Annotated in this window: 24 protein-coding genes, 1 other RNA gene and 1 other annotated feature; of the genes, 3 read left to right on the forward strand and 22 right to left on the reverse strand. The window is 39.1% G+C overall.

The features are described from left to right. Positions 1 to 12: 12 nt before the first annotated feature. The 15 genes from IHV09_RS07445 to IHV09_RS07515 all read right to left on the reverse strand — a co-directional run bounded on the left by IHV09_RS07445 (position 13) and on the right by IHV09_RS07515 (position 16,920). Positions 13 to 246: a hypothetical protein gene (locus IHV09_RS07445; protein ID WP_197263991.1), complete on the reverse strand. Its 234-nt coding sequence runs from the start codon at positions 244 to 246 to the stop codon at positions 13 to 15. Positions 247 to 445: 199 nt separating this feature from the next. Beyond that, complete coding sequence (locus IHV09_RS07450; protein ID WP_197263992.1) at positions 446 to 1,270, reverse strand: EcsC family protein; 825 nt, start codon at positions 1,268 to 1,270, stop codon at positions 446 to 448. A 113-nt stretch (positions 1,271 to 1,383) separates the two neighbouring features. Next, complete coding sequence (locus tag IHV09_RS07455) at positions 1,384 to 1,899, reverse strand: type 1 glutamine amidotransferase domain-containing protein (protein WP_197128004.1); 516 nt, start codon at positions 1,897 to 1,899, stop codon at positions 1,384 to 1,386. An 83-nt stretch (positions 1,900 to 1,982) separates the two neighbouring features. Continuing rightward, positions 1,983 to 2,489 (reverse strand): metal-dependent hydrolase, encoded by a 507-nt coding sequence (locus IHV09_RS07460; protein ID WP_197263993.1) that lies wholly within the window; start codon positions 2,487 to 2,489, stop codon positions 1,983 to 1,985. 305 nt (positions 2,490 to 2,794) lie between these two features. After that, on the reverse strand, positions 2,795 to 5,239 hold the full coding sequence (gene parC, locus IHV09_RS07465; protein WP_197263994.1) for a DNA topoisomerase IV subunit A: 2,445 nt from the start codon (positions 5,237 to 5,239) through the stop codon (positions 2,795 to 2,797). 13 nt (positions 5,240 to 5,252) lie between these two features. Next, entirely contained in the window at positions 5,253 to 7,193 is a 1,941-nt protein-coding gene (parE, locus tag IHV09_RS07470) for a DNA topoisomerase IV subunit B (protein WP_197264157.1), read from the reverse strand. 227 nt (positions 7,194 to 7,420) lie between these two features. Then, complete coding sequence (locus IHV09_RS07475) at positions 7,421 to 7,828, reverse strand: CoA-binding protein (RefSeq protein WP_197128007.1); 408 nt, start codon at positions 7,826 to 7,828, stop codon at positions 7,421 to 7,423. Positions 7,829 to 8,013: 185 nt separating this feature from the next. Beyond that, positions 8,014 to 9,534: a carboxypeptidase M32 gene (locus tag IHV09_RS07480; protein ID WP_197128008.1), complete on the reverse strand. Its 1,521-nt coding sequence runs from the start codon at positions 9,532 to 9,534 to the stop codon at positions 8,014 to 8,016. 95 nt (positions 9,535 to 9,629) lie between these two features. Continuing rightward, entirely contained in the window at positions 9,630 to 9,809 is a 180-nt protein-coding gene (locus IHV09_RS07485; RefSeq protein ID WP_197128009.1) for a hypothetical protein, read from the reverse strand. Positions 9,810 to 10,252: 443 nt separating this feature from the next. After that, complete coding sequence (locus IHV09_RS07490; protein WP_197263995.1) at positions 10,253 to 11,401, reverse strand: THUMP domain-containing class I SAM-dependent RNA methyltransferase; 1,149 nt, start codon at positions 11,399 to 11,401, stop codon at positions 10,253 to 10,255. Positions 11,402 to 11,535: 134 nt separating this feature from the next. Further along, positions 11,536 to 11,944: RNase P RNA component class B (gene rnpB, locus IHV09_RS07495), an RNA gene on the reverse strand. A gap of 75 nt (positions 11,945 to 12,019) precedes the next feature. Beyond that, the gene (gene gpsB / locus IHV09_RS07500; protein ID WP_197128011.1) at positions 12,020 to 12,334 is read right to left on the reverse strand and encodes a cell division regulator GpsB; all 315 of its coding nucleotides are present in this window, start codon (positions 12,332 to 12,334) and stop codon (positions 12,020 to 12,022) included. A gap of 82 nt (positions 12,335 to 12,416) precedes the next feature. Further along, positions 12,417 to 12,977, reverse strand: coding sequence for a DUF1273 domain-containing protein (locus IHV09_RS07505; RefSeq protein WP_197128012.1), 561 nt, complete (start codon positions 12,975 to 12,977; stop codon positions 12,417 to 12,419). 411 nt (positions 12,978 to 13,388) lie between these two features. Beyond that, positions 13,389 to 14,654 (reverse strand): ribonuclease H-like domain-containing protein, encoded by a 1,266-nt coding sequence (locus IHV09_RS07510; RefSeq protein WP_197263996.1) that lies wholly within the window; start codon positions 14,652 to 14,654, stop codon positions 13,389 to 13,391. Next, positions 14,638 to 16,920 (reverse strand): DEAD/DEAH box helicase, encoded by a 2,283-nt coding sequence (locus IHV09_RS07515; RefSeq protein ID WP_197263997.1) that lies wholly within the window; start codon positions 16,918 to 16,920, stop codon positions 14,638 to 14,640. The genes IHV09_RS07510 and IHV09_RS07515 overlap by 17 nt, the downstream gene beginning before the upstream one ends. A 372-nt stretch (positions 16,921 to 17,292) precedes the next feature. Here IHV09_RS07515 and IHV09_RS07520 point away from each other — a divergent pair, with 372 nt between their 5' ends. Then, positions 17,293 to 17,664 (forward strand): cyclic-phosphate processing receiver domain-containing protein, encoded by a 372-nt coding sequence (locus tag IHV09_RS07520; protein ID WP_197128015.1) that lies wholly within the window; start codon positions 17,293 to 17,295, stop codon positions 17,662 to 17,664. A 32-nt stretch (positions 17,665 to 17,696) separates the two neighbouring features. Here the strand turns inward: IHV09_RS07520 and IHV09_RS07525 are convergent, their stop codons facing one another. The 6 genes from IHV09_RS07525 to IHV09_RS07550 all read right to left on the reverse strand — a co-directional run bounded on the left by IHV09_RS07525 (position 17,697) and on the right by IHV09_RS07550 (position 23,146). Next, complete coding sequence (locus IHV09_RS07525; RefSeq protein ID WP_197263998.1) at positions 17,697 to 18,500, reverse strand: protein phosphatase 2C domain-containing protein; 804 nt, start codon at positions 18,498 to 18,500, stop codon at positions 17,697 to 17,699. Beyond that, the gene (locus IHV09_RS07530; protein WP_197263999.1) at positions 18,493 to 18,948 is read right to left on the reverse strand and encodes an HIT family protein; all 456 of its coding nucleotides are present in this window, start codon (positions 18,946 to 18,948) and stop codon (positions 18,493 to 18,495) included. The genes IHV09_RS07525 and IHV09_RS07530 overlap by 8 nt, the downstream gene beginning before the upstream one ends. Before the next feature lie 41 nt (positions 18,949 to 18,989). Continuing rightward, positions 18,990 to 19,209, reverse strand: a binding site (T-box leader). Between the two features lie 97 nt (positions 19,210 to 19,306). After that, positions 19,307 to 19,795 (reverse strand): dihydrofolate reductase, encoded by a 489-nt coding sequence (locus tag IHV09_RS07535; RefSeq protein WP_197264000.1) that lies wholly within the window; start codon positions 19,793 to 19,795, stop codon positions 19,307 to 19,309. A 9-nt stretch (positions 19,796 to 19,804) separates the two neighbouring features. Beyond that, positions 19,805 to 20,230, reverse strand: coding sequence for a flavoprotein (locus tag IHV09_RS07540; protein WP_197264001.1), 426 nt, complete (start codon positions 20,228 to 20,230; stop codon positions 19,805 to 19,807). Then, the gene (locus IHV09_RS07545; protein WP_197264002.1) at positions 20,214 to 20,744 is read right to left on the reverse strand and encodes a GNAT family N-acetyltransferase; all 531 of its coding nucleotides are present in this window, start codon (positions 20,742 to 20,744) and stop codon (positions 20,214 to 20,216) included. The genes IHV09_RS07540 and IHV09_RS07545 overlap by 17 nt, the downstream gene beginning before the upstream one ends. Before the next feature lie 212 nt (positions 20,745 to 20,956). Beyond that, complete coding sequence (locus IHV09_RS07550; protein ID WP_370568940.1) at positions 20,957 to 23,146, reverse strand: FUSC family protein; 2,190 nt, start codon at positions 23,144 to 23,146, stop codon at positions 20,957 to 20,959. Positions 23,147 to 23,423: 277 nt separating this feature from the next. On the opposite strand from IHV09_RS07550, the gene IHV09_RS07555 reads away from it, so the two are divergent. After that, the gene (locus IHV09_RS07555; RefSeq protein WP_197264003.1) at positions 23,424 to 24,761 is read left to right on the forward strand and encodes an FAD-binding oxidoreductase; all 1,338 of its coding nucleotides are present in this window, start codon (positions 23,424 to 23,426) and stop codon (positions 24,759 to 24,761) included. A 238-nt stretch (positions 24,762 to 24,999) separates the two neighbouring features. Next, on the forward strand, positions 25,000 to 25,629 hold the full coding sequence (locus tag IHV09_RS07560) for an aminoglycoside 6-adenylyltransferase (RefSeq protein ID WP_197264004.1): 630 nt from the start codon (positions 25,000 to 25,002) through the stop codon (positions 25,627 to 25,629). Here the strand turns inward: IHV09_RS07560 and IHV09_RS07565 are convergent. Then, positions 25,589 to 26,137 carry an MSMEG_1061 family FMN-dependent PPOX-type flavoprotein gene (locus tag IHV09_RS07565; RefSeq protein ID WP_370568941.1) on the reverse strand — a complete coding sequence of 183 codons (549 nt, stop codon included), beginning with the start codon at positions 26,135 to 26,137 and terminating at the stop codon, positions 25,589 to 25,591. The two genes, IHV09_RS07560 and IHV09_RS07565, sit on opposite strands and share 41 nt — an antisense overlap. Positions 26,138 to 26,146 lie beyond the last annotated feature (9 nt).

Raw genomic sequence — 26,146 nt, forward strand, 5'->3', positions numbered from 1 at the left:
ATTGAAGTCATCTCATGCTTTACGTTCATTACCCCTTTTGAAATTACCGGTTATTTTAGCCATAATCAGCTGTTCTGCAATTTCGCTGTCTGCTGCTTTGATTCTATTTAAAAACTTTTCTGCTTCCTTTCCTTTAAGAATTTTCACTTGTTTTCCGTAATAATCTAAAAATACGTTATGATCTTTTGTTTCTCGATAACTAAAAGGTTTTTCTTCTAATCGATTTCTTTTATCAATATGTTCCACGTTTCCTTGTCACCTTCTTGATTCAATTATTTACAAATATTTCTTATGAGATTACATGTACTCTTCAACATACACGTTCATTAGTCCTTCTAAACTGAAATACGATTCTCTATGATTTGTATACTAGATGACCAGACTACAAAAAAAGACATTTTTCTAACGTAGTAGAAAAATGTCTTTTCCGTATATTTCACTTTTACTAATTTTGCGATTCAATAATAGGGTTAGAAGCAGAATTTAGTCTTTCTACAATCCTTCTCTTTTGGTAAAGCATGGTTCCTGTTTCTGCAAGATCACTGATCATTGAACGATTGGCGAATGCTCCAAATATAATTCCTGCTATAGGTACCATCTGAAACAGCTTTTTCCAACCAAATGACTCTGTAAATGTTAATGTGACCTCTCTCCATCCTTGTATTTGAGAAACGACTTCTCTTGATTTCATTTCATCCTTACTGATTGCAGCAAGTTCATTAAGAATCGCTTCTTTGCCTACATAATCAGAAGTAGAAAATTGGAGGCATTTTAAGATATAGACTCGTTCTTCCTTATTATTTGGATCATATCCGTGTATGATCGCGATTTCTTGTAAAGTTTTTAAAGAGATTGCTAATATAGCAGGTATATCAATCGCTAGTGTGAAGATACCTCCAATTCCAGTACTGGCTCCTTGTAGAGTTGCAGCACTTTTTCGTTTGTTTGCAAGCTCTAAGGAAACGTTCTTCATTTCTTCAACGGGTATGGTTTTAAAGTCGGCTAATTCATGTATCGATCTACCTGTTTGTTTTTCGAAGAACTGAAAAACCGATTGCTCTTTAGATAGATATTGACCACCGTTTTGTATGTATCCACCAATCTCATCAAGCAGTGTTCCAATCTTATTTTGAATGAATTTTGGTGTCACTTTATCTAGCAGCTTAAACGGTAGGCGAGTAATTCGCTCCCAGAACCATAACCCTTTTTGATCTTTTTCCCATTTCTCGATCTGTTGAAGTTCTTTTAATAAATACTCTTTCGATTCCATCGTTCTTCATCCTATCTATATGTTCATACCTATTGTACGCTGTGTGCTAGATTTAGTTTCAACATTGAAAAACCGTCTAGAAGCTATTTCTAGACGGTTCATTTTGTATTAGCTTATTGTTGCAGGGCTTTTAATGACTCTCGAATAAAGGCAGGAATATCATCTGGTTGGCGGCTCGTTACAAGATTACCTCCACAAACGACAACCTCTTCATCCTTAACTGTTGCTCCAGCGTTTTTTAGATCAACATGAATGGACTTAAATCCGGTAATGCTTCTTCCGTTTAGAACCTCTGCAGAAATCAAGAGCTGCGGACCATGACAGATTGCAAATACAGGCTTCCCTTCATCAGCAAAATGTTTCGTAAACTGAACGAATTCGTCATCACCTCTTAAAATATCAGGCGAAAATCCACCGGGAATGAAAAGCGCATCATAATCATTAGGCGACACTTCTGAAATTGCGGCATTTGTCGTCACTTGAGCTTCCTTTTGTTTTCCTTCAAGTGTTGCCCCTTTTTCTGAGCCGATAACGGTTACCTCATGGCCAGCTTCTCGAAAAGCTTTTGCCGGTTCCGTATATTCTACATCTTCAAACATATTTGCGAGTACTGTTGCAATTTTAGCCATTACTTAACCACTCCTCATTTTTTGTATACAATTGTTGTATTACCATTGAGGAAGTAAATTAAACCCTTTTTTAAGTTCTAGCTTTAAAACAGGGACACAATATATAGATGAATCATCAAGACAGCGGCTAATAATCCGAGTAATGACGCTATGTTCGTTTCTGTTCTTGAGCCTGTTTTCGTGTAGAAAGGAAAACGAAAGCGAATAGGTAGCGGATAAAGAAGTTGAATCCCCCTAGATGTCGCAGCATCTAGAATAAGATGCGAAAGTACTCCTACTACCAAGCCGATGCTTAAACTTTCTTCATAACGCCAATCTATCCATTGTGGCAACAAAAATAATACTAAAATCATCATCCAGCTATGAGTAATCGTACGATGCCCGAATGTCTTAGAAATTGTTTTTGATAAAAAAACGGTTTTCTTCCCTAAATATGATCCTGGATGACAAAGATCTGGAAGCAAGCTGCCAAAAACAGCCGCACCAAAAAAAGTCAGTTCATGCTGCAGAGTCTCTGGAGGCAGATCAGTGAAAGCCTTATAAAGGGCCCCTGCAACAACGCCTCCAAGTAAATGTGTGTTGCTCTTCATGTTATGTATCTCTCATTTCTCTCGTTGTGTCGTTTCCCTTACTGTTTTATCTTCTTCATTTACTAATTATAGAGGGTTCTTATTTACATGATTTTTAATTCTTGACTTCTTTGATAAGTTGATTGGAGTGCAAGGTGCGAGACTCCTATGGGACGAGCGGTCAGGTGGAGACTCCTAAAGGCGCAAAGCGGCAGGAGGCTCACCGTACGCCCCATGGAAAGCGAGTATCCTGGAACGGAAATCAACTACTTTCATGAACTACAAAGAATTAATACATTCAAAAAAGAAGAAAAGAGCAGCAAGAGCTACTCTTTTGATTGTTCGGTTGAAACCAATGATTTGATTCTCGTTATCGGCCCTGTTTCTCCGGTATCCACAACAAACGAACCATTGTTATATCGATCAGCTGGTTTGTAATTCAATGTAGAAATTGTCTCAACTTTACCTGAGCTTGTTTCTAGTACAAACTGTACTCCATCTGCTGTAATTAACTTCATACCCACGATTCGATGAGGGTTCGATTTTAACTCCCTCACCATCACAAGACCACGTTTAGCACGCGATGTTCTTTCAAATTCTGAAATCTTCATCTTTTTAAGTGCACCACGCTGTGTAGCAATAACAACTTGTGCCTTCTCAGGGTCTTCTGGTAGTGCAAATCCACTAACCACATGGTCCCCAGCTTTTAAATTTATGCCTTTAACGCCAGACGCTCTTTGTCCAACGATTGAGATCTCATCTTCAGCAAACCATAATCCTAGTCCAAAGTGTGTCGCAATGAAAACATCTTGCACTCCGTTTGTTAACGAAACGTCCACGACTTCATCATCTGCTTTTAGCTTAACGGCCATCAGTGGACGGTTATAACGTGTCGCTTTGTAAGACTTGAGTTCTGTTTTCTTCGCCATACCCTGCTTCGTAAAGAAGATGAGATATTGATTCTCTGCAAACTCTTTAATCGGGTATGCTTTGATCAGTTTTTCATCTTTATCTAGGCCAACAAGACTTGCTAAGTGCTGCCCCATGTCTTTCCAGCGGATCTCAGGCATCTCGTACACAGGCAGGTAAACGTAGTTTCCTTTGTTTGTAAACATAAGTAGCGTTTCTGTTGTGTTGAGCTGAGAAGCCATCAGAAGTGAATCGGTATCCTTCATGCCTGGCGGTTCACCGTTAGAAGCACTGTATGAACGAACGCTAGAGCGTTTTACATAGCCGTCTTCTGTAACAGTCACCATGACATCTTCAGACGGAATCATGACTTCCATGTCGATCTTGATCTCTTCAATTTCCGCTTCAATGATTGTACGGCGTGGATCTGCGTATTTCTTCTGGACCTCAGCCATCTCTTTTTTTATAACATTAAACAGCTTCTTCTCGCTATCTAATAAGGAACGAAGATACGTAATTTTTTTTGCTAATTCCTCAGCTTCAGATTGAAGCGTCGTAATATCGGTATTCGTCAAACGATAAAGCTGTAACGTAACGATTGCTTCAGCTTGTAGTTCTGTAAACTGAAATTTATCAATAATGTTGTCTTTAGCATTTCGTTTATCTTTAGAAGCACGGATCGTTTCAATTACTTCGTCTAAAATTGAAATAGCTTTAATTAAACCTTCAACAATATGTGAACGTTCTTCCGCTTTTCTTAGGTCATATCGTGTTCTTCGAGTAACAACTTCTTTTTGGTGCTGAATGTAAGAATGAAGAATCGCCTTCAAACCCATTAGTTTCGGTGTCTTATTATGAATCGCTACCATGTTGTAGTTGTAAGAGACTTGAAGATCGGTATTTTTAAAGAAATAGTTTAGAATTCCTTCTGCATTACCGTCCTTACGAAGCTCGATCACGATTCTTAGTCCCGTTCGATCTGTCTCATCCCGGATCTCAGCGATACCATCTACTTTTTTATCTAAACGCAACTCATCCATGCGCTTAACAAGGTTCGCTTTGTTCACTTCAAAAGGAACTTCAGTAATGACGATCTGCTGACGGCCGCCTTTTAAGCTCTCGATCTCCGTTTTTGCACGAATGACAAAGCGACCTTTTCCTGTTTCAAACGCCTTCTTAATGCCATCTAGACCTTGAACGATTCCGCCGGTTGGGAAATCTGGCCCTTTAATCACGGTCATTAATTCCTCAAGAGAAACATCCGGGTTATCGATCTGCATCGTAACTGCATCGATTACTTCACCAAGGTGATGTGGTGGAATATCTGTCGCATATCCAGCAGAGATACCTGTTGATCCATTGACTAATAGATTCGGATAACGGCTTGGTAATACGACCGGTTCTTCGGTTGTATCATCAAAGTTTGGTGCAAATTCTACCGTCTCTTTATCAATATCACGGAGTAGCTCAGAAGCAATAGCTGATAGCCTCGCCTCTGTATAACGCATAGCAGCTGCAGGGTCTCCATCGATACTACCGTTATTACCGTGCATCTGAATAAGCACATTTCTTACTTTCCAGTCTTGACTCATACGGACCATTGCTTCATAAACGGAAGAATCACCATGTGGGTGATAGTTACCGATTACGTTTCCGACCGTTTTTGCTGATTTTCTGTATGGTTTTTCGTTCGTGTTTCCTTCTGCGAACATCGCATATAAAATACGGCGCTGAACGGGCTTCAGGCCGTCTCTTGCATCAGGTAATGCACGCTCCTGAATGATGTATTTACTGTATCTTCCGAAGCGGTCGCCGATTACGTCTTCTAACGGCAGCTCTCTAAATTTCTCAAGCAGTGACAATCTTTAAACCTCCTCAGAATGCTGACAAGTTCTCGTTATCTAGTATGTTCGTTTCTTCGTTTATGCCAAACGCAACGTGTTCTTCGATCCACTTTCGTCGCGGTTCTACTTTATCTCCCATTAGGACAGATACACGTTTTTCAGCACGGGCAGCGTCATCAATTCTTACTCGGATCAACGTACGTGTGTCAGGATCCATCGTAGTTTCCCATAATTGGTCAGCATTCATCTCACCTAGACCTTTATAGCGTTGGATGATATAGCCTTTTCCGATCTTCTTCTGTGCTTCTCTAAGCTCGTCTTCATCCCAAGCGTACTCGATGACTTCTTTCTTACCAGTCCCTTTGCTTACTTTGTAAAGTGGAGGAAGTGCGATGAACACTTTTCCTTCTTCAATAAGCGGCTTCATGTATCGATAGAAAAAAGTGAGTAATAAAACTTGAATGTGTGCACCATCTGTATCTGCATCAGTCATGATTACAATCTTATCGTAGTTCACATCTTTTAAAGTAAAATCAGAGCCCACTCCAGCTCCAATCGCATGAATGATTGTGTTGATTTCTTCGTTCTTGAAGATATCAGCAAGCTTTGCTTTTTCTGTGTTGATTACTTTTCCTCGTAGTGGAAGGATCGCCTGGAATTTACGGTCTCGCCCTTGCTTTGCCGAACCTCCTGCAGAATCACCCTCGACAAGATAAAGTTCATTACGTTCAGGATTCTTTGATGTAGCTGGAGTTAATTTACCGCTTAACATCGAATCCTTACGTTTGTTCTTTTTACCGTTTCGAGCATCCTCACGTGCTTTACGTGCTGCTTCACGTGCTTGTGCGGCTTTAATACTTTTACGGATGAGCATTTCACTAATTGCAGGATTTTCCTCAAGGAAATACGCTAACTTAACCGCTACAACCGCATCCACAGCAGAACGTGCTTCACTTGTTCCTAGTTTACTCTTCGTTTGCCCTTCAAATTGCAAAAATTCTTCGGGAATACGAACGGAAACAACAGCTGTTAAACCTTCACGGATATCAGATCCATCTAAGTTTTTATCTTTTTCTTTTAACATGTTCGTTTTTCGAGCGTATTCATTAATGCTTCGAGTAATAGCCGTTTTCGCACCCGATTCGTGCGTTCCGCCATCTTTTGTTCGAACGTTATTTACGAACGATAATACGTTTTCTGCATAACCATCGTTATATTGAAAAGCAAAATCCACTTCGATCTCATTTTGTATGCCCTCAAAACTCACAACAGTATGAAGAGAGTCTTTATCTTCGTTCAAATATTTTACGAATGCCTCAAGACCTGTATCGAACTGAAATTCGTCTCTTTCTCCGTTACGTGCATCTTCAAGTACAATCTTGATCCCTTTTAACAGGAATGCGGCTTCTCGTAAACGTTCACTTAACGTTTCATAGTTATAGTTGATCGTAGAAAACATGGTCGGGTCTGGTTTAAAGTGTACGGTCGTTCCAGACTTACGCGTATTTCCGATCACTTCAAGAGTTGTTACAGGTTTTCCGCCATTCTCAAAACGTTGGCGATAAGTCTTTCCGTCACGATGGATGGTTACTTCCAACCATTCAGATAGTGCGTTTACAACAGAAGCACCTACACCATGCAATCCTCCAGATGTTTTGTATCCCCCTTGACCAAACTTTCCACCAGCATGAAGAACAGTAAAGATGATTTCTGGTGTTGGTTTTCCGAGCTTATGCATACCCGTTGGCATTCCGCGGCCATCATCTGATACTGACACACTATTATCCTTGTGAATTTTCACATGTATGTAATCACCGAATCCGCCTAATGCTTCGTCAACGGCGTTATCTACAATTTCATATACGAGGTGATGCAATCCTCTAGCATCCGTACTTCCAATATACATACCTGGACGTTTTCGAACGGCTTCTAAACCTTCGAGCACCTGTATGGCATCATCGTTATACTCCATTAATGACTTATTACTAGCCAAGTTGTGTTGCTCCTTTCACGTTGCTGCAGTACTACTATAATAGCAGAACGTTTGTTTCTATACTACTGTTGTCTGTATATTCTCCTCTTATTTCTCGGTATATCGACTGAAAACCTTTAGTGTCGAAAAGAATATTTTTCTAATAAAAAGTGACTTTACAAGATAAGCATGGGAAAACCACCCGTATGATTGCGGGTGGTTCATTACTACCGTATCATAGCATGTTCCACTTTAATGCACTTATCCATAATATAAGGAATCGTCGCACTTTGCAAAATCTCTTCTGCTTCTGCACTATAAAGACCGAGCTGTGCCCAAAAGAAACCAGCTTTTATTTTCGCAGCAGAACGTGCAACTTCAGGCAAATATTCACTGCGTCTAAACACGTTAACAATATCTACATGCCCCTCGATCTCTTCGAGCGTCGCAAACGCCTTTTGCCCTAAAACCTCTCTGACATTAGGATTTACAGGGATAATCTCGTAACCGGCATTCTGCATATATTCTGAAACCATATAAGATGTGCGAAAGGGTTGATCAGATAGACCGACTACAGCAATGCGTTTTCTTAATTTTAACAGGTTTTGGATATCTTGTGTCGTTGCAGCTCCCATCTTTATGTCCTCCTAGTGTCTTTTTATATAGTTTTAGACAAATTATGTAGAAATGAAACCTTTTCATAAAGAAAACTTGGCAGACGCCAAGCTTTTCAAGCCTTAGTTGAACTTATACTAACGTACTAAGTGAAAAAAACCGGCAATCTCGAATCTTGTTTTCGAGAACCGCCGGCTATAATTCATTATTTCTCTAAGCGGTAAATATCACTATACTTCTTTTCGAAGTAAGCGATCAGATGATCTGGGTTTAGACCCTCACCTGTTACGTCTTTTAAGATTTCAATCGGCTTCTTCATCTTTCCGTACTGATGCACATTTTTCGTTAACCATTCTTTGATCGGAAGAAGGTTTCCAGACTCCATAAGTGCATCGAAATCAGGAATGTCGTTTATCATCGCATTTTTCAGCTGTGCTGCATAAATGTATCCAAGAGCATAGGACGGGAAGTAACCAAAGCTTCCGCCTGACCAGTGTACATCCTGAAGCACTCCTTCCGCATCGTTCTTAGGCGTAACACCGATATATTCTTGCATCTTTTCATTCCAAATGCGCGGAAGGTCTTTTACTTCGATTTCGTCGTTAAACAAGCCTTTTTCGATTTCATAACGAACGATAACATGCAGTGGATATGTCATCTCATCAGCTTCGATACGAATGAGCGAAGGCTCGACAACGTTAATAGAGCGGTAGAAATCTTCAAGCTCTACTCCGTTAAACTGTGCACCCGAAACCGTCTTTAACATGTTGTATTGATTTTTCCAGAATCCAAAGTGACGACCGACAAAGTTCTCCCAGAACAGAGACTGAGACTCGTGAATGCCCATAGATGTTCCAGTAGCAAGTGGTGTTCCAACGAGTTCATCTGAAATGTTTTGCTCATAAAGTGCGTGTCCACCTTCATGAATGGTTCCGAATACAGCCGTACGGAAGTCGTTTTCCATATACTTCGTTGTTACTCGAACGTCTCCCGGGTTTAATCCGATTGCGAACGGGTGAACCGTTTCATCCAAACGACCAGAATCAAAGTCATAACCCATGTCTTTTAGAACATGCATGCTGAATTCTTTTTGCTTTTCTTTCGGGAAATGTTCGAATAAGAACTTCGTATCTGGCTGTCCTGCTTCTGTAACTTTTTGAAGAAGAGGTACGATTCGATCACGAAGTTTAGAGAACGTCTCATCTAAGATTTCTACTGTAACACCAGGCTCATACATATCTAAGAGTGTGTTATATTTATTCCCTTCATAGCCCCAATAGCCGATGAACTTCTTATTATAATCAACAAGTTTTTCTAAGTATGGCTGGAATAAGGAGAAGTCTGAAGCGTTCTTCGCTTCTTCCCAGACCGTTTCTGCTTTTGATTGTAAAATGACATACTCTTTAAATTCTGCAGGAGGAATCTTGGCATTACGCTCGTAATCTTTTTTTACTTCCTCTAGCGTCTTCTTCGTAACATCAGAAAGAGAGTCTTGTATATCAGACTTAGAAAGTTCTTCGATATAACTCTTCATTTCTTCAGAAGTAGACATCGCAAAAACATCCGAAGATAATGTCCCGATTACTTCAGAACGTTGCTCGACCCCTTTTTTAGGTGCGCCTGTACGAAGGTCCCAATACATGAGGCCGATGGCTTCATTGATGTGTACCATTTTTTTCACATAATCTAAGAATTCTTTTTCAACAGTTACTTTTGTTTGCGTCATTTGCTATTCCATCCCTTCACGGTTTCATAAAAAACATACCGCTATATGAATTCGTGACGCAATAAAAAAGTCCTGCTGGTCGATTTTATTTTTTTCTAAAAATCTTCTTTAAAAAGTTCTGCATACGTTGCAAAAGAAGGATCAATATTGTTTGCGTGACCAATTGATTGATGTAGGACACTTTGAATTTCGGCTTTATGATGATCTTCCAGGTGTGGTTGTATGTTCTGTAATGCCTTTTGAATGCTATCTAAATGGCTGAATTGTGTGTACATAATATAACCTGCCTTCGTTTTATGGTTAGGCATAGTATGTACGTGTATAAGAGGTCTTTAAACTTTGTTTCTGTAATTGGTGATGATCAATGTAGTAGTGAGTATGTATTGTGTTATTTAATTTCGGTTTAAAATTGCTATTTCCTAATGTTTTTTTTAATAAAAATTATTAAATGCGTACGGTACGTGAAATTATTATAGTTTTATTGCTATTAAGGTGTATGATTCACATAAAAAAGGCTGACTCGATCAAAAAAGTCAGCCTTCCTTATTGGTTTGGGCGGTAGAATCCAAAAGTTTTGTCCTTGAATCCACAAATTTTGTAGTTCAATCCACGAGTTTTGCTTCTCAATCCACAAATTTTCAGCTTTTATCCGCGAGTCTACAATTTTCGACACTCGCGGCTCCCCATACCATATATGCATGTATTCAAAACACACTCATCAACTCTGGTGCTGTCTAGGTGCACGTTTTCCAAAGTATTGATAATAGTCCGTCTTCAAATCACCGTTGTACAGCTTACGCTTCTTCGTTGCTGAACGGCCATAATATTCTTCAAACTTTTCATTCGAAGTAATCACATACACACTCCATGTATCATACGGTTTCATCGCCATGCCTAGGTCGCGATACATTTGTGCTACTTCTTCTCTCTCACCTAGTCGCTCTCCGTAAGGCGGGTTCGTCACAAGACAACCAAAATCTTTTCTAGTCGTGAAATCGCGGACTTGCATCTGTTTAAACGTGATAAAATCATCGAATCCAGCTTCGTTAGCATTATTCTTAGATAGTTCGATCATCTTATGATCAATATCAGACCCTTGAATCTCAAGAGGTAGATCATATTTTGCAACATCTTGAGCCTCACCAACTGCTTCATACCAAACCTTTTTATCAATCCAGTTCCATTTTTCTGAAGCGAACTCGCGATTTAAACCAGGCGCGATGTTTTGGCCGATCATCGCTGCTTCTATCGGCAATGTGCCTGAACCACAAAATGGATCAGCGAAAGGCTTGTCTGGCGTCCAATTCGTTAGCATAATAAGAGCTGCAGCCATCGTTTCTTTAATCGGCGCACCTGAATGCAACTCACGGTATCCACGCTTGTGTAGACCTGTACCACTCGTATCAAGAGTTAATGTCGCGATATCCTTATGAATCGCCACCTCGATTCGATACAATGCTCCGTCCTCAGGGAACCATGTTTTACGATTATACGCCGTTTTCAAGTTATCCACTACTGCTTTCTTTACGATTGCTTGGCAGTCGGATACAGAAAATAGCTTTGATTTTACGGACCGGCCGATTACTGGGAACTCCCCGTCTTCAGGAATAAAATCAGCCCAAGGAAGTGCCTTCGTTTGCTCAAAAAGTTCATCAAACGTCTCTGCTTTAAACTCACCAACCACTAATTTTACGCGATCTGCCGTTCTTAACCATAAGTTAGCTTTTACTAAAGTTTTCTCATCACCATCAAAATAAACTTTCCCGTTTTCAACTTTCACATTTTCAAAACCTAGCGCGCGAACTTCATTGGCTACAAGAGCCTCTAATCCCATAGCTGCTGTTGCCAGCAGTCTTAATTGTGTCATAATATGAACTCCTTAATCTTCATCGATTTCTATAGTAATAAGTATACCCTTATTTGAGGACACTTTTTTATGTAAATAGAAAAAGCCCCGGTAAACGGGGCCCTCATTCAGCTTTAATTTAGGTACCAATAACGTTCTGTAAGCCATGTTCTGTTCCTTAGTACTACAAACGGCTGGTAGCCTCGTACACCGGTGGTAATCATCTATCTACAAAAAGCCTTGGCTTCTTGTTCTCCCAATCGTTCAATTCCGAAATGGGAAACTCCCCTACCATAATTTGGGTTTCTCGCTCGTGGGGTTTACCTCGTTCCACTCCCTTTGTTTCCATCGGGACTACGTCACTGTGGCACTTTCAAGGTATTAACACCATATCCGAAGACTTAGGTGCGTTCCCTGCCGTTAGTCCAGTAAGCTTTATACAAGCAAACCAATCTACCCTGGCTTATTTTTTGGCCAGGCACGATCATTACGGTCATCTCAGATCCGTGCGAGCATGGACTTTCCTCTAAACCAGATTATCTGATCCAGCGATTACCCGAACGCTATTGATTTAAGTTTTAAAAGCAAGATTCATTATAGCATGCTGAATGGATAAAAACAAATGGATAATAACTGGAATCAATCGTACAATTTGCTGCCAAAAACATGTTTTTCCAAGTTAGACAAACGCTGAAGAATATCGGAGTTCGTCGTGCTTGAAGTTACTGAAGACATTCTGCGTGTTTGCTGATGATCAGTAGTATTTTGAGCTTCTTTACGCAGTCGATTGTTTTCTTGCACAACTGCATCATACTCTTTTTGGAAATTTTCATAATCCTTAATAATAAGATCTAAGAATTTGTCTACTTCGTCTTGATCATAGCCACGAAAGCCTTGTTTAAAGTCTTTTTCCAAAATTTCTTTCGCCGTTAAATGAAAACGCTGTTCACTCATGTGAATCACCTCACACAAAGATTCTAAAATTATTTTTTCACTACCTGACCTAAATGTCAATTTTTTTCGACTTTAGATTCATTTATTCATTACGATTGTATTGTTCCTCTTGTACAAGAACATCCAAGTCATAAGGAGTAATATAAAATATTTCGTACGAATTGTCCATTTCCTGCTTTTGTTTAGCTGCCTGTAAATAATACTTCGGCGAACCGTCTTTTTCTTCGTCGTATAAAAGCAACACGGCATCGCTTTTTTGCACAAGAAATTGATTTTTAACACGAAGCTGCCCTGGCGACTCGTATGGCTTTCGGCTGACCGAATCAACAAAATCGGCACCAGCTAAAATTTCATGATATTTTTCTTGAACGTTTTCTTTCCAACGAGCTTCTTGCTCTAAGAACGGTGTAAGAACTGCAAGTTTTAGATCGGGGTATTCTGCTTGAAGATCAAACACCACTTCTGCAGCCCACATTTCAACACCAGGCTGCCCACTGATGATCACCCATTCAAGTCCTTCATCAAGAAGCGAGACTAACTTTTGTCCAATCGCTTTCTTTATATAGTATACCCCTTCATGTTTGTCACTAAAAATCCCCAGTTCATGAGCTTTGTAGCCACTGACAAGCAGTGTTTGAAGCATGTGAAAATACCTCCTATTAATGAAAAACACCCGGCTCTGTCTATAGCCGGGGCTTCATTAAAAGTTTTGTGTTGTGTGACTGATTTGATTGCCAATCATTACTGTTAACCCGACGATTACAAAAAATAGAACAACAATCCACTGCTTCACGTACCATCTCTCCATAGCTTAAAATATATATTTCCCTATCCCTATTCCGGGTTATTTTGCGAAAACAATCGAACCGTCAGGAAATATGACGAAAACCTAGCAGAAATATAAGGTTTTATGACGTTTTTTGCGCTTACCCGGGGAATAAAAAAAGGGGGAATTTATTTTCTTAAGAACATTTTCATGTCCTCTTATATTCTACAAAAAACAATGCCGTTTGAGAAGAGATATTTTGCAGGAATTCATAAATTTGACGAATTTTTACGAATATTGGATGACGCGTTGTTCTAATCGTTCGATTCTTTTCAAAAAACGCTGTTTTTCCTGTTCTTCTTTCCTCTTTGTTAACCTTTTTTTGCCCTTCCACCTTGAATAGGCCATAACAGCAAAATGAAGAGCTTTATCGTAATCTTTTTGTATGTGCTCAAAATGCTTAGAAAGTTCAACAGCTGGTTCTTCATCTAAATGATCTTCTTCAAGCAATTCCAACCAATACTGGACAGAGATTTCTATCTCATTACACTTTTTGTTTAGAGCAGCTAATGATTTTTTTGATTGAGATGTATGTGAATTTCCCGTTTCCAGAACCTCGTTATAAAGAGACATCGCTTGTTCTTGTTCGTTTAAAGCTTCAAACCATCTCGCAGATTCATACGTTTCTTTTTCGGTACGAAAACCATTACCCGTCACAATCCCAGACATATGAGTATATAGCGTGATGAGCGAAAGAACATCCCACTCGTTGTGCTGAAAAACTCCTTCAAGGAGAGAAGGATCTCCTTCATTGCAATATTGAAAATAGAGCATGGGCGCAAGATAACCAGGTGTATCATGAATCCGATTCACGCCAAGTATCTCTTTTTCCACTACAGAAAGCTTAACCGCAGGTAACGTATCTTTCCAAAGCCTCCTAGCGCCATGAAGAAGATCAAAGTGACCAAACTCTGGCAATGAAGGTACAAAATCACGAATTAAAGTATGCCGCGTTTTCACTTGTGGCCAATCAAAGGATTTTCCGTTATACGTTACTAGATTCCTCAGTTCTTTCACATGATTTAAGAAGTAATGATAAAGAGCAACTTCAGATCCTGGTCCTGGTAGGAAGAACTGGTGCACTAAAACGTGATCTCCCTTGATCTGACTCATACCGAGCATAAAGATCGTATTCCCAGCTCCACCACTTAAACCAGTTGTTTCTGTATCAAAGAACAAAAGGTCAGAGGCTTCTAAATCCCTTGCATGTAAAGGGTGCTCAGCATCAATATCCTGCCATTTCGACACAGCGTCCAAAACGTCAGAAAACCGATAACGCCCCCACTTTGTGTCAAGAGGATATTCTACTTTTCGGATGATGCAATAATCCTCTTCGAAAAAATAAGCTGACGCCCCAAATTTCTCCCAATAATCCGCATGATCAATCCTGTTACCTGATGAATCCTCAAGTGGTTGCTTGCTCTGTACAGGAGGCGTTGAAACCGGATTTACCATATGTTTTTTTAGCCGATTTAGTTTATTTTGAATCGACATGCTCTGTCGCTCCTTTAATTTGAGAAATCAGCTTTACAGCTAGATTCTTGCTGTTATTTCCTTCTTCTAATGTACCCGTGCAAGACGGACAGCCACTTTCGCAAGGACAACGTTGTATCATAGAGAGCGCTTGATCAATAACAGTATCCCAAGAGCCATACACTTTTTCACTCAGACCAATTCCTCCTGGGTATCGATCGTAAATAAAGATTGTAGGTTGTTGATTATGTACCGCTTTAACTTGCGGTACAACATGAAGATCATTTGCATCACACATAACAAATAATGGAGCGACATGCCGCAGTACGTGTGCGATTCCAAGGAGGCCCGCTTCGAGTTTTTCTTCACTTAAATCGTTATTTTCAAACGTTAGCCAAGTGGCAGAAGTGTGCAACTCTTCTTCCGGTAGATGAATCGGTCCTGACCCAATATTGTCATGTGTTTCAAATTTAATCTTTTTAAAGATAGTTGCCTTTGCGACTACCATAACATCACCGTAGGCCTTTGCATTTTGCTCATCTGTCGTTTCTTTGTCTACTTCTAGTACATTTAGCGATACAGCAAGGTTTGCATCTGTAAAGTAATCAACATCCACTTCCCGAACGAAGGCTTTCTTTTCTTCGTAATCGAGCTTCTCAACCTGATATTGTGTACCTTGATGAAGGTAGATCGCTTCTTCGTGAAGAAGTGTCATCGAACTAAAACGATCCATCTCGCCAATCACTTTCACGTCAGCGACATTACTTTGATCGATGATCACAACGTTTTCCTGTGATGCAGAGCGAAGTGAAATGTTATGAGCAGGAAAGGAATCATTCATCCAGTAAAAATGCTTTCCTCTTTTATGGAGCACTTGCTCATCAACTAAAAATTCTAAAACATCCTGTATCTCTTGATCACCAAATTTCTCATTCTCTTGAAACGGAAGTTCATACGATGCGCATTTTAGATGATCCACTAAAATAATGAGATTATCAGGATTCATACGAGCAGACTCTGGTGATCGTTCAAAAAAGTAATCTGGATGCTGTATCACATATTGATCGAGTGGTGAGGAAGAAGCAACCATGATCACAACGCTCTCATCCTGACGTCGCCCCGCACGTCCAGCCTGTTGCCACGCACTAGCGATCGATCCCGGATAACCTGTCAAAATACAAGCGTGAAGCTGGCCTATATCTACGCCTAGTTCTAATGCATTTGTTGAAACGACTCCCATGATGTCTCCGTTACGAAGTCCTTTTTCAATGGCGCGTCGCTGTTTAGGAAGATATCCCCCTCTATAACCTTGTATGGACTTTGTACCAAACTCTTTTTTTACAAGTTCTTGCAAGTAAGTAAGCAAAATTTCCACTCGTACACGACTGCGTGCGAAAACGATCGTTTGAATATGGTTTTCTAAGAATAGCTTCGCAAGATTTCTAGCTTCAAGTGTGGCGCTTCGCCTTACGTTTAACGGTTTATTCACAACGGGCGGATTATAAAAGAGAAAATGCTTACGACCGGCTGGTGCTCCGTTGTTGTTGATCAGAGTCATCGGGTTTCCAGTAAGTTGCTCTGCCAACTCTTTTGGATTCGCAATAGTTGCAGATGTGCAGATAAAAATGGGGTCACTGCCATAAAAGTTACAGATCCTTTTCAGTCGACGTATCACATTTGCGACATGACTTCCGAAAACGCCTCGATATGTATGTAACTCATCTACCACTACATATTTCAGATTTTCAAAAAGCGATACCCATTTTGTGTGATGAGGAAGAACAGCAGCATGAAGCATATCGGGATTCGTCATAACAATGTTTCCCGCTTTTCTGACCACTTGTCGAATATTTGCTGGAGTATCCCCATCATACGTATAACTTTTTATATCCAAACCCATCTCATCAATCAGTTCGTTCATCTCTGACTTCTGATCTTGTGCCAGAGCTTTTGTTGGAAAAAGATACAAAGCTCTTGCCTCGGGATTATTAGCGACCTCCTGTAAAACAGGAAGGTTATAGCAGAGCGTTTTTCCAGACGCGGTAGGTGTAACAGCTACAAAGCTTTCACCACGTAAAGCAGCTTCATAGGCAGATAATTGGTGAATATATAAGGAAGAAATCCCTCTTTTAGAAAGAGCAGATTGAATAGTTGGATGCAAAGAGTTAGGAAGTGGCACTGAAACCGCCTCTCGTGGCTCGATAGTTTTCCATTGAACAATTTGTTTAGCTAGTTCTGGCTCTCGTAAAACGTCCATAACTTGCTGGATTGATTTTTTTCGAAACATGTTTACCACCTCTCTTCTATTTTAACGAATATCTGTTCGTAATGAAACAGAGACTTAAAGAGAATGTTCAAGTCTTAATGGAGCCATTTCAACAAATTTGTATAATTTCAAATTTTATTTGTTAATTTTTGATAAAAAATAGACGTTTCTTGAAGGAAAATAGAAAATGATGAAGAATTTAATACTTTAATATTTCATAAGCATAAATATTTAAATAACGTTTATTGTAACGTAGTAAAGAATTAGTTTAGATTTCATAATACCCCATGCAAAACTTTTTTTGGAATAATGTGTTATAATTAATATATTAAAATAACTTAGGGCCTTTGACTTTTCTTAGTCACCCTCCGTTAAGGAAGGGAGTGCAAGAAAATGAAAAAGATTAGTGTTTTTATGGATGATTATCGGAGCCCGCCTGAAGGATATGTCTTCGTTGAAACAATAGATGAATGTTTGGATCTTCTGAGGAACCATGATATTGAACACTTATCATTGGATCATGATTTACTAAGCAGAACGAGAAACGGCATGATGCTTGTACAAATGATGGTTAATGAAAAGTTATTTGCAAACCGAATAACCATACATTCTGCCAACTCTGTTGGAGGCAAAAACATGTACAACTGCCTTAAACAAGCTCAAAAAGACTCAATCATGCCCCACACCATTATCGTTTCCTTACGCCCACTCCCACTAAAATATATCCCGCCACGCGTGCTTCAGCATTATATTGATATCAAATAATAATCCCAACACTAGAATAGGAGGAAACAGCTTTACAGATCACTTGGCAAACTAGCTGTTTCCTCTATATCAACAGACCATGCAATGATGGTCGTGCTATCTCTTACATTATTTCTTCTTATTTCATCTAATAGGAATCGAACGCCTTCTTCCAAACCGTTATCGCTCAATACTTTTTGTACCTCTCCAGCATCTTCAAATGCAACACCCGGACATTCAGTCAGCCCATCCGTCGTCATGAAAATATGGTTAAGTCCCTTTCTCATTTCTTTCTTACCTGAGCTATAACAAGGTACTGGAAGTTCAAATGTGTTTACTTCACCGACCCACTCATAAAAACTACGCTGAACAAGCTGTCTTTCACCTAGTGCAATCAGCTCAGGATGGAAAAGATGAAGAATACAATCGCCAATTGAGAACCACCACAAATATTTTCCTTTTCGAACAACGATCAGACATGCCGTTTCACCTGTTGTTTTTCGACAAGAATCCATAAAATCAGGATCTTGAAAGATATTAAGTATAAGATAATCTAGCTTTTTAAGAGCTGCACTTGCAGATTCAGAGAGAACAGACTTAATTTCATTCTCATTCTTTTCAAAGTGATTTAGAACCAGTTCAACACTTTGTGCTGTTTTATGACCATCAAGTACCATTGTAAACTCCCAGTTTTCTGCTTCGTTCGCCCACACTAAGCATCCATCTTCATTTTTATATGAACCTGCTTTAGAATTACCTCCGAACCTGCCCAAGGTTACGTTTTGTACTTCTGTTATATCTAATTCATCTATAAATGTTTTATCGCTTCCAACCCACTTCATATTAGGACTATTCATCACTATTCTCCTCCAAATAATTTCTCACTCGTTCGCAAACTTTTACTACATCTTCATTCATTCCAAACGGAGCATCTGCCCAACTATAGACTTCATTCGGTCCCCAGTACTCTTCTGGTGTATTTGGATATCGTGGAACGATGTGCATATGAAGATGTGCAACAGAATTACCTGATACGAGTGCATAAATGTGCTCAGCATTTTCTGTCTCTTTCACTGCTTTGCTCACTCGAGCCATGATCTGGCCGAATGCATTGGCTTCTTCAACCGTCAGATCACCAAGACCTGGTGCGTGACGTTTCAGATCGATCATGATATGCCCCAGGTAAGAAGGGTGAACACCTTTATCGATATGGCCCACATAAACATAATCATCTTCAAATATTTTTACACCAACTGTATCAATAGTGCCTGTATGTTTGTCGCAAATAAAACAATCCTTACTCATTGCTATCTCCCCCTTAATACAAAAAAATCCTATCATCTCGATAAAGAGACGATAGGCTTTTCCTAACGTGGTACCACTCTTCTTTGTTTGCAAAGAATCCATGCAAACCTCAGAACCTGATTACGGAGGTTAACCGTACAGACTTCATTTTAGTCTGTCCACTCCTAGGCGAGTTCAGGATATATGTTGACTGCATTGCACCCAATCAGCAGCTCTCTAAACAACAAATAGATCCTTACTACTCCTAATCATCACGTTTAAACGATGGAAAACTTTTACTAATGATAAGATGATTAGAAATTTCTGTCAAGTCTGTTTTTTCTGATTTTATGTAAGCTGTTAGTGATGAATTGAATTTTCACAATTCCCTAATGTATTGATGAAAATAATAGATGTAAGGATTATCTTTGTCCTGGATTCCTTTGACTCTAGAAACCTCTTTCCAATCTCTTTCGTTGAAATCTGGAAAGAAAGTATCTCCTTCAAAGGCATGGTGTATTTTTGTAAGGTACATTTTAGTTACCATCGGCATAAACTGCCTATAGATTTCCTCTCCACCAAAAATTATGACTTCTTCATCGCCGTCACAAGTTTTCAACACCTTGTCAATAGAATGGACAACGATACAATCTTGAGGTGAGAAATCTTTTTTTCTCGTAAGTACAATGTTCTTCCTTCCAGGCAACGCTTTACCAATAGATTCAAAGTTTTTCCTACCTAGAACGATGGTTTTTCCCATCGTAATCTTTTGTACGTACTTCCAATCTTTTGGCAACCTCCAAGGTAAATCATTGTCTTTGCCTATCACTCTATTTTCGTCCATAGCAGCTATTATTGAAAAGTTCATAACCGAATCTTACCTTTCTTTTAAGGTGATCTCTAAACTCAGCATCTTTTCTATCGATATCCCTGCCTCTATGTAACTTCTGACTAATTTCCAACAATCATTTTCCCATCTAAAAGTCTGGAAAAATAAACTAGCCGTTTCAATTGGTTTATCATCAATAATTAGAGATGCCCAAAGAATTGCCATCACTTCATCATCTTTTAAAGTTATGATTACGTCTTCTTTTAGAATCCACGTTGCTTGCTTTTCACTTAATTCCTTAAATGCATGATTCCATCCATCAATCGATTCTTCATAGCCAAAGTCATAAACATCCTTGCCTCTAATTTCCCGAGCTGTGTATTTTGACGAAATTACATCCTCTATACCTTTGATAGAAAAGGTACTCCAACTTTTAATAAATTCTTTGTAAAACTGATTAAAAGTTTCTCTCATCTTTCCTCCTAAAAAGGGGTTTCATATATTTACTATGATTATCAAACTCACCTACATATTCGAATCCATTTTCAACATAAAACTGGTTTAATTTAATATTATTTGCAACACAATCTAACTTTATATACTCTCTACCATGTTCAACATTCGCTTGAATCCAATTCACAATTTCTTTACCAATCCCCTTATTCATAAAAGACGGACGCACAGCTAATCGGTGTATATAGAGAGAAGCATGGACTTCATCTTTACCGAATATATGCTCGTCCCACTCTGTTTGTTCTGGTGATAAGGTAAATGTAGCAACCAGTTGTTCATTCCATGTAGCCTTGTATGTATGGTTTCTCTGAATTGCACGTTTGATCTCTGTATCTTCACCACCACCGAGCAAAAATCTCCATTGATCAATATTTCTATCTTTCAACCATTGTGCACAATCTTTTAATAGACTCATAATCATTTGCAGATCTTCTCCAGATGCTCTTTGAATATCTGTTGATTTCAACGATTTCATTAATATTCTACCTCCTATCTATGCTCAGAGTAACTTCTTTATCTTTTATGTGATTCCTTCAAGATTCCCTCATGAATAATGAAAAGCAGCAACTCTAAAAGTTGCTGCTCGGTTCAATAACACATTATAGCTTACCTATACCAAACCTGACTCAAACGTTTTATTATCAATCAACGCAAGCTTGTTGTCAGCTTTATCTCGTTTTTCATCCATTACTTATTTCGATTATGGTTCTCTATTACTCCTCCCAACTCATTTCCTAACTCAACAATGGATTGGTTGATGCGCCATATATAATAGAGGTGATGAATTAGATCACGCTGAGATTGCTTACGGCTAGGCGCAAGTCGCTCGAACTTCTCTCGTTCTTCTTCTAAAGTTTGAAGAACAAATTCACCTTCATTCTCTGTTACAAGATTAGATAATGAATCAATATTGTTCTTTATTTTCGTCTCGATTTGAATAAAACCTTCGAGCAGTTCTTCAGGATAATCAAATCCTTTTCTGTAAGCAGAAGCGACCAAATGTTTTGCGTAATAATTGATAGCAGCTAACCTTGTCATCCAACTTACCATATCAGCGTAAATCGGTGATCCTGGGCGTTGGAGAAAGGATTGCGCTTCATCCCTGATCGCCTGAAGTTTTAAATCCAGCTTAAACGCACTTTCGGACAAATTCTTAACATTTACATCTTCTCTAAATCCTCTCACGTACTCGGTCACAAAAGGAGCAAGTTCTTCTAAGAATTCGTTGATCGATTCAGCAACTTTTACTTTCGTTTTCTTCGGAAAGATCAAATAAGAGACAGCTAACGCTATGGATGCCCCTGCAATCGTATCAAGAACTCTGGATCCAATCAGTGAAAACGTAATGCCACCTAATAAAAGATCGTACATAAAAGCGATCAACATAGTGATAAACACACTCATCAATGTGTACGAAACCGTCATTAAATAGAAGGCTAGAAAAACAACCACAAAAAGAAAGATGACTTCCAAAACGGTCTGTCCGGAAAGAAGTTTAGCAAGGACAAAACCGATAACTGCCCCTATAATCGTGCCTAAAGAACGCTGATATCCTTTCGTATAAATCCGTCCGATGGACTCAGTCCCAAGTAGTACGACAAATGCTGTAAGAAGAACCCAATAGGGCTGTGCAGGTGAGATGATCAAACCAACAATAATAGATAGAATTGCTGCTACGAGTGCTTGATATGCTTTTTTAGTAGACGGCTTTAACGCTTTGTCCTCTGTTTTCGTATCTTCTTCGCCCACTTTATCGACGGTCTCTTCTTCTTTTTTATCTTCCGATTGAGAATAGAGAGATTGCTGTATCGTTACAGCACCTTCTATCACGTGATTAGCGATCGATTCAATTCGGCGGATAAGATAGATCCACCCTTGTGGAGGCGCTTCTCGTTCAAAAAGTTTCATGATTAACATGCGAAGTTGCTGAACCGATTTTTCAGCAGGAAGAATATTTTGCTCTTTCACATGTGGAGCGAGTACTTCGACATCACGAACAGCAACCGTCACAGCAATGAGAAGTTGCTTAATCTCATCAACTTGAAGAGCATCTGCCTTTTTCAATCCTCGTACCGAATCCACTAACGTTTCAATCAACATACCCGTATCAAACACGTAAAGCCGAAGTTGACTTGGTAAGAGACCTGGCCATATTTTTTTTACATCATGCTCGGTGATATAACCAGAAACAATTAGTGCATAATCTCTTAGCTTGGAAACGTTCTTCTCTAATTCTTCCTTACGTTTAAGGCTTGATTCTTTATCTTGCATCGCTTCGATCAGGAGGTTAAGAGTCAGATTGCTTTGTATATGAAATGAAAGAATACTTCTTTTTAAATTTTTCGCCGTATCTTGAAACAAGAAGAAATTAAGGATAAAGGCATAAGCTACACCGAACCATATTCCAACATAAAACCAAGGCAACTGGTCACTGGATAACTTTAAAACAGAGGAAAAATAAACGGTCATAAAGAAGATCATGAACAAGGAAAAATAACGTGTACCAAATCTTGAGAAATAAAAACTGCTAAAGACACTTAACACTAAAACTGCATCTATGTAATACGCATTGTTTGCGACAAGAGAACCAATCGTAATGCCCAACATAGCAGAAACTCCGAGCCATAGCGTGGTTATTCGCATCTCTTGTTTTGTATCATCCATAACGACCATGATGCCCATCAGCCCTAGCATACCGGAAACAATAGCTGGTGTGATGCGTCCAGAGTGACCGGTGTATCGCATGATAAGAAGGGTCGTGAATACAGCAAGAATTAAACTAGCAGTCGCCCTTCCTGCTTTTTGCAACCGCACATATCCAGGGTCAGCTGCTACCATTTTCGCTAACCAATGGTGCTTGTTATATATTCGTTGCACGGTTCCCCTCCTTTTCTAAAACTATAATTGAAAATGATATCATGTAGATATTTTTTCACCAAATGAACTGCTTTAATCTACCCTTAACATATTTCTAATTCTAGTTATAGCATTCCCTTATTCGTCACTTTTTTTAACTTACTATCTATACTTTTTCTAGGACAATCCTTATATCTGTTTCTGACTGAGCTCGGTTTAATAAAAGATTTTAACCGACTATTCATTTCCTGCATACATTTATATAACTACAAATATGTCTTTGCCGGGAGTGGAATTAATGGGATCTACAGAGTTAACAGGAAGAATAATCTTTAAAGGTGACCCGGGCTATAAGGAAGCCGTTCGAAACTGGAACCCTTATGTCAACACATATCCTCTTGTATTCGTATTCGCACAAAATGCATGTGACGTCAGTAATGCAATTAAATGGGCTCGAGAGAACGATGTTCCCTTAAGGGTCAGAAGTGGCCGACATGCTCTAGACAAAGAGTTCAATGTTGTAAAGGGTGGAATCGTTATCGACACAGGTGATATGAATAAAGTGCACTTAGATAAGAAAAAGGGAATTGCTACTGTTCAACCTGGAATTCGAGTCGGACCTCTTGTAAAAGGTCTTGCTAAAGAAGGTTTTATGGCGGTGTTTGGCGATAGTCCGACCGTTGGAATCGGTGGTATAACAACCGGTGGAGGATTCGGGTTACTCTCACGTACAATTGGTGTAATATCTGATAATCTTCTTGCACTAGAGACCGTTGATGCAAAAGGACGGATTCTTAAAGCTAGTCCAACTTGCAACGAAGACTTGTTTTGGGCTTCTAGAGGAGGCGGTGGTGGTACGTTTGGGTATAACACGGAGTATACGTTTAAAGTACATCGTGCACCTGAAACCGCAACGGTCTTTAACATTATTTGGCCATGGGAACAGCTCGAAACCGTATTTGAAGCATGGCAGAATTTAATGCCATTTGTAGATTCACGATTAGGCAGCTATATAGAGATCTATAGCAAAGTAAATGGATTATGTCAGGTAACCGGCCTTTTCTTAGGTTCAAGACCTGAATTGATTCAAATCATACAACCTTTACTTAATGCTGGGACACCTTCAGAAGTAGTCATAGAAACGCTCTTCTACCCAGATTGTATTGATTTCCTTGACCCACCTGAACCACCTTATGCTGATCAAAACTTTAAATTCTCATCTTCTTGGGCGACTAATCTTTGGCCAGAAGAACCGATTAAGGTAATGAAACAGTTTTTAGAAGAAGCAACTGGAACAGAATCTAATTTCTATTTTACCAATTGGGGCGGTGCGATAAGCAGCGTACCTAAAGACAAAACAGCCTTCTATTGGCGAGATCCTTTGTTTTACACAGAATGGAACGCAACATGGGTTGATAAATCTGAAGAAGCGAGTAGTCTTGCATCAGTCGAATCTGTGCGTCAGCAGTTAAAACCTTATACGATAGGTTCTTATGTAAACGTCCCAGATGAAAACATTCAGAACTTCGGAAAAGCATATTGGGCAACTAACTTTGCTAGGCTGCAAAGAGTAAAAACAAAATATGATCCTGAGAATGTATTTAACCATCCTCAGAGTGTCCCACCACTTTTTTAAAAATTAACAATTGCAATAGTTATCCGTTATTTTGATGACGGTTAACTATTGTTTTTTACTTGGCTGGTTTCGTAAACTCTTTTGGAAGTTGTTTATTTCCGTTATAGGCACTTTCTACGCAAAGCAACGATTAAAATAGACGCAATACTCTTTAGGAAAATAGTGATTGCATAAAAAACATAATAGAATTTTACAAATTATGTTAACATGAAAAGATATAAATAATGCGAGGTGTCTTATGTATACGCCAACAGAGAGAGATTCTTATTTTCAGCGTACGATCGATATGTTAAATGTACTACCAATGGTTGAAGGTGTTGTTCAATTAGGTTCAGGTGTAACGGGTTATAAAGACGAATTCTCGGATATTGATTTAATGGTAGCTTCGTCCACTGAGGATGAAGTCATTAGAGCGAAAGATAATATTCAACAATTTTACAAAGGTTTGAATCCCGTTATCATCAAAGAGAAGCAGTTTTCAAAAGATATTTATCTATTGATTGTTATTCTAGAAAACTCGTTGGAATTCAATGTTTCAATTCTTCCGAGGAATTTATTAAGTGTAAGATCTCCGTTGTGGAAAGTAGTTTTGGACAAAACAGGCTTAGTCTCTGAGAAGATGGAAAAAGAGGACCGTGCTTTTTCAAACAAAACGGTAAAGTATGCTACTTTCGAAGATCCTGTTTTCGAATTTGTTTATTGTTACATAAGATTAGACAAAGAGTTGAAGCGCAAGAATCTCGTATATGCACTAAAGATGCTAGAGTCGATGAGAGATTATACGTTAATCGTACAGGCATTAAATGAGGATAAAAAACTTCATCAGTTTAAAGCTTACGACTCGTTAAATAGTAACGAGATTCTTTGATTTCCCAACGTTCTGGTTCCCAAAGTCCGGATCGTTTAAACGCTTTCCCACAGTGCATATAGCATTGCTCTACTTTTACAAGAATTCCAAGACTCGGAACTTTTCCGCCCACTGCCATATTTACGAGTATTTCTCCATCCTTAATAATAAAAGCTTCTCCGTTGATCCGAAGCGTCTCATCCATTCCTGGTATTAGAAAAAGTAAGCCTACTTTCGGATTTGAAAGAATATTAAACATTGAATCTACTCGCTTATTCCCTGGTCGATCTGGAATAACAAGGTGATGATCGTCCATTACATATACAAATCCAGGTTCATCTCCTCTTGGAGAACTATCACAATTCCCCTTTTGATCTGATGTAGCAATGGTAACAAATGGTGAATGAGCGATAAAGTCTTTGCAATGTTCATCAATCTTAGAAATAACTTTATTCTGCCCTCTAAGACTTGGAGTTCCGAGCATAAGCCTCAGTTCCTCTTGGCTTTTCACATAATTTAAAGTTTTCACTTTCGTTTC

It is taken from the genome of Fictibacillus sp. 23RED33 (assembly GCF_015903925.1).
GTDB lineage: Bacteria > Bacillota > Bacilli > Bacillales > Fictibacillaceae > Fictibacillus > Fictibacillus phosphorivorans.

Excerpts from the sequence above, each read along its gene's own strand:
- IHV09_RS07450 (WP_197263992.1), bottom strand. The coding sequence starts at position 1,270 with ATGGAATCGAAAGAGTATTTATTAAAAGAACTTCAACAGATCGAGAAA.
- IHV09_RS07455 (WP_197128004.1), bottom strand. The coding sequence starts at position 1,899 with ATGGCTAAAATTGCAACAGTACTCGCAAATATGTTTGAAGATGTAGAA.
- IHV09_RS07460 (WP_197263993.1), bottom strand. The coding sequence starts at position 2,489 with ATGAAGAGCAACACACATTTACTTGGAGGCGTTGTTGCAGGGGCCCTT.
- parE (WP_197264157.1), bottom strand. The coding sequence starts at position 7,193 with ATGGAGTATAACGATGATGCCATACAGGTGCTCGAAGGTTTAGAAGCC.
- IHV09_RS07475 (WP_197128007.1), bottom strand. The coding sequence starts at position 7,828 with ATGGGAGCTGCAACGACACAAGATATCCAAAACCTGTTAAAATTAAGA.
- IHV09_RS07480 (WP_197128008.1), bottom strand. The coding sequence starts at position 9,534 with ATGACGCAAACAAAAGTAACTGTTGAAAAAGAATTCTTAGATTATGTG.
- IHV09_RS07485 (WP_197128009.1), bottom strand. The coding sequence starts at position 9,809 with ATGTACACACAATTCAGCCATTTAGATAGCATTCAAAAGGCATTACAG.
- IHV09_RS07490 (WP_197263995.1), bottom strand. The coding sequence starts at position 11,401 with ATGACACAATTAAGACTGCTGGCAACAGCAGCTATGGGATTAGAGGCT.
- gpsB (WP_197128011.1), bottom strand. The coding sequence starts at position 12,334 with ATGAGTGAACAGCGTTTTCATTTAACGGCGAAAGAAATTTTGGAAAAA.
- IHV09_RS07505 (WP_197128012.1), bottom strand. The coding sequence starts at position 12,977 with ATGCTTCAAACACTGCTTGTCAGTGGCTACAAAGCTCATGAACTGGGG.
- IHV09_RS07510 (WP_197263996.1), bottom strand. The coding sequence starts at position 14,654 with ATGTCGATTCAAAATAAACTAAATCGGCTAAAAAAACATATGGTAAAT.
- IHV09_RS07515 (WP_197263997.1), bottom strand. The coding sequence starts at position 16,920 with ATGTTTCGAAAAAAATCAATCCAGCAAGTTATGGACGTTTTACGAGAG.
- IHV09_RS07520 (WP_197128015.1), top strand. The coding sequence starts at position 17,293 with ATGAAAAAGATTAGTGTTTTTATGGATGATTATCGGAGCCCGCCTGAA.
- IHV09_RS07525 (WP_197263998.1), bottom strand. The coding sequence starts at position 18,500 with ATGAATAGTCCTAATATGAAGTGGGTTGGAAGCGATAAAACATTTATA.
- IHV09_RS07530 (WP_197263999.1), bottom strand. The coding sequence starts at position 18,948 with ATGAGTAAGGATTGTTTTATTTGCGACAAACATACAGGCACTATTGAT.
- IHV09_RS07535 (WP_197264000.1), bottom strand. The coding sequence starts at position 19,795 with ATGAACTTTTCAATAATAGCTGCTATGGACGAAAATAGAGTGATAGGC.
- IHV09_RS07540 (WP_197264001.1), bottom strand. The coding sequence starts at position 20,230 with ATGAGAGAAACTTTTAATCAGTTTTACAAAGAATTTATTAAAAGTTGG.
- IHV09_RS07545 (WP_197264002.1), bottom strand. The coding sequence starts at position 20,744 with ATGAAATCGTTGAAATCAACAGATATTCAAAGAGCATCTGGAGAAGAT.
- IHV09_RS07555 (WP_197264003.1), top strand. The coding sequence starts at position 23,424 with ATGGGATCTACAGAGTTAACAGGAAGAATAATCTTTAAAGGTGACCCG.
- IHV09_RS07560 (WP_197264004.1), top strand. The coding sequence starts at position 25,000 with ATGTATACGCCAACAGAGAGAGATTCTTATTTTCAGCGTACGATCGAT.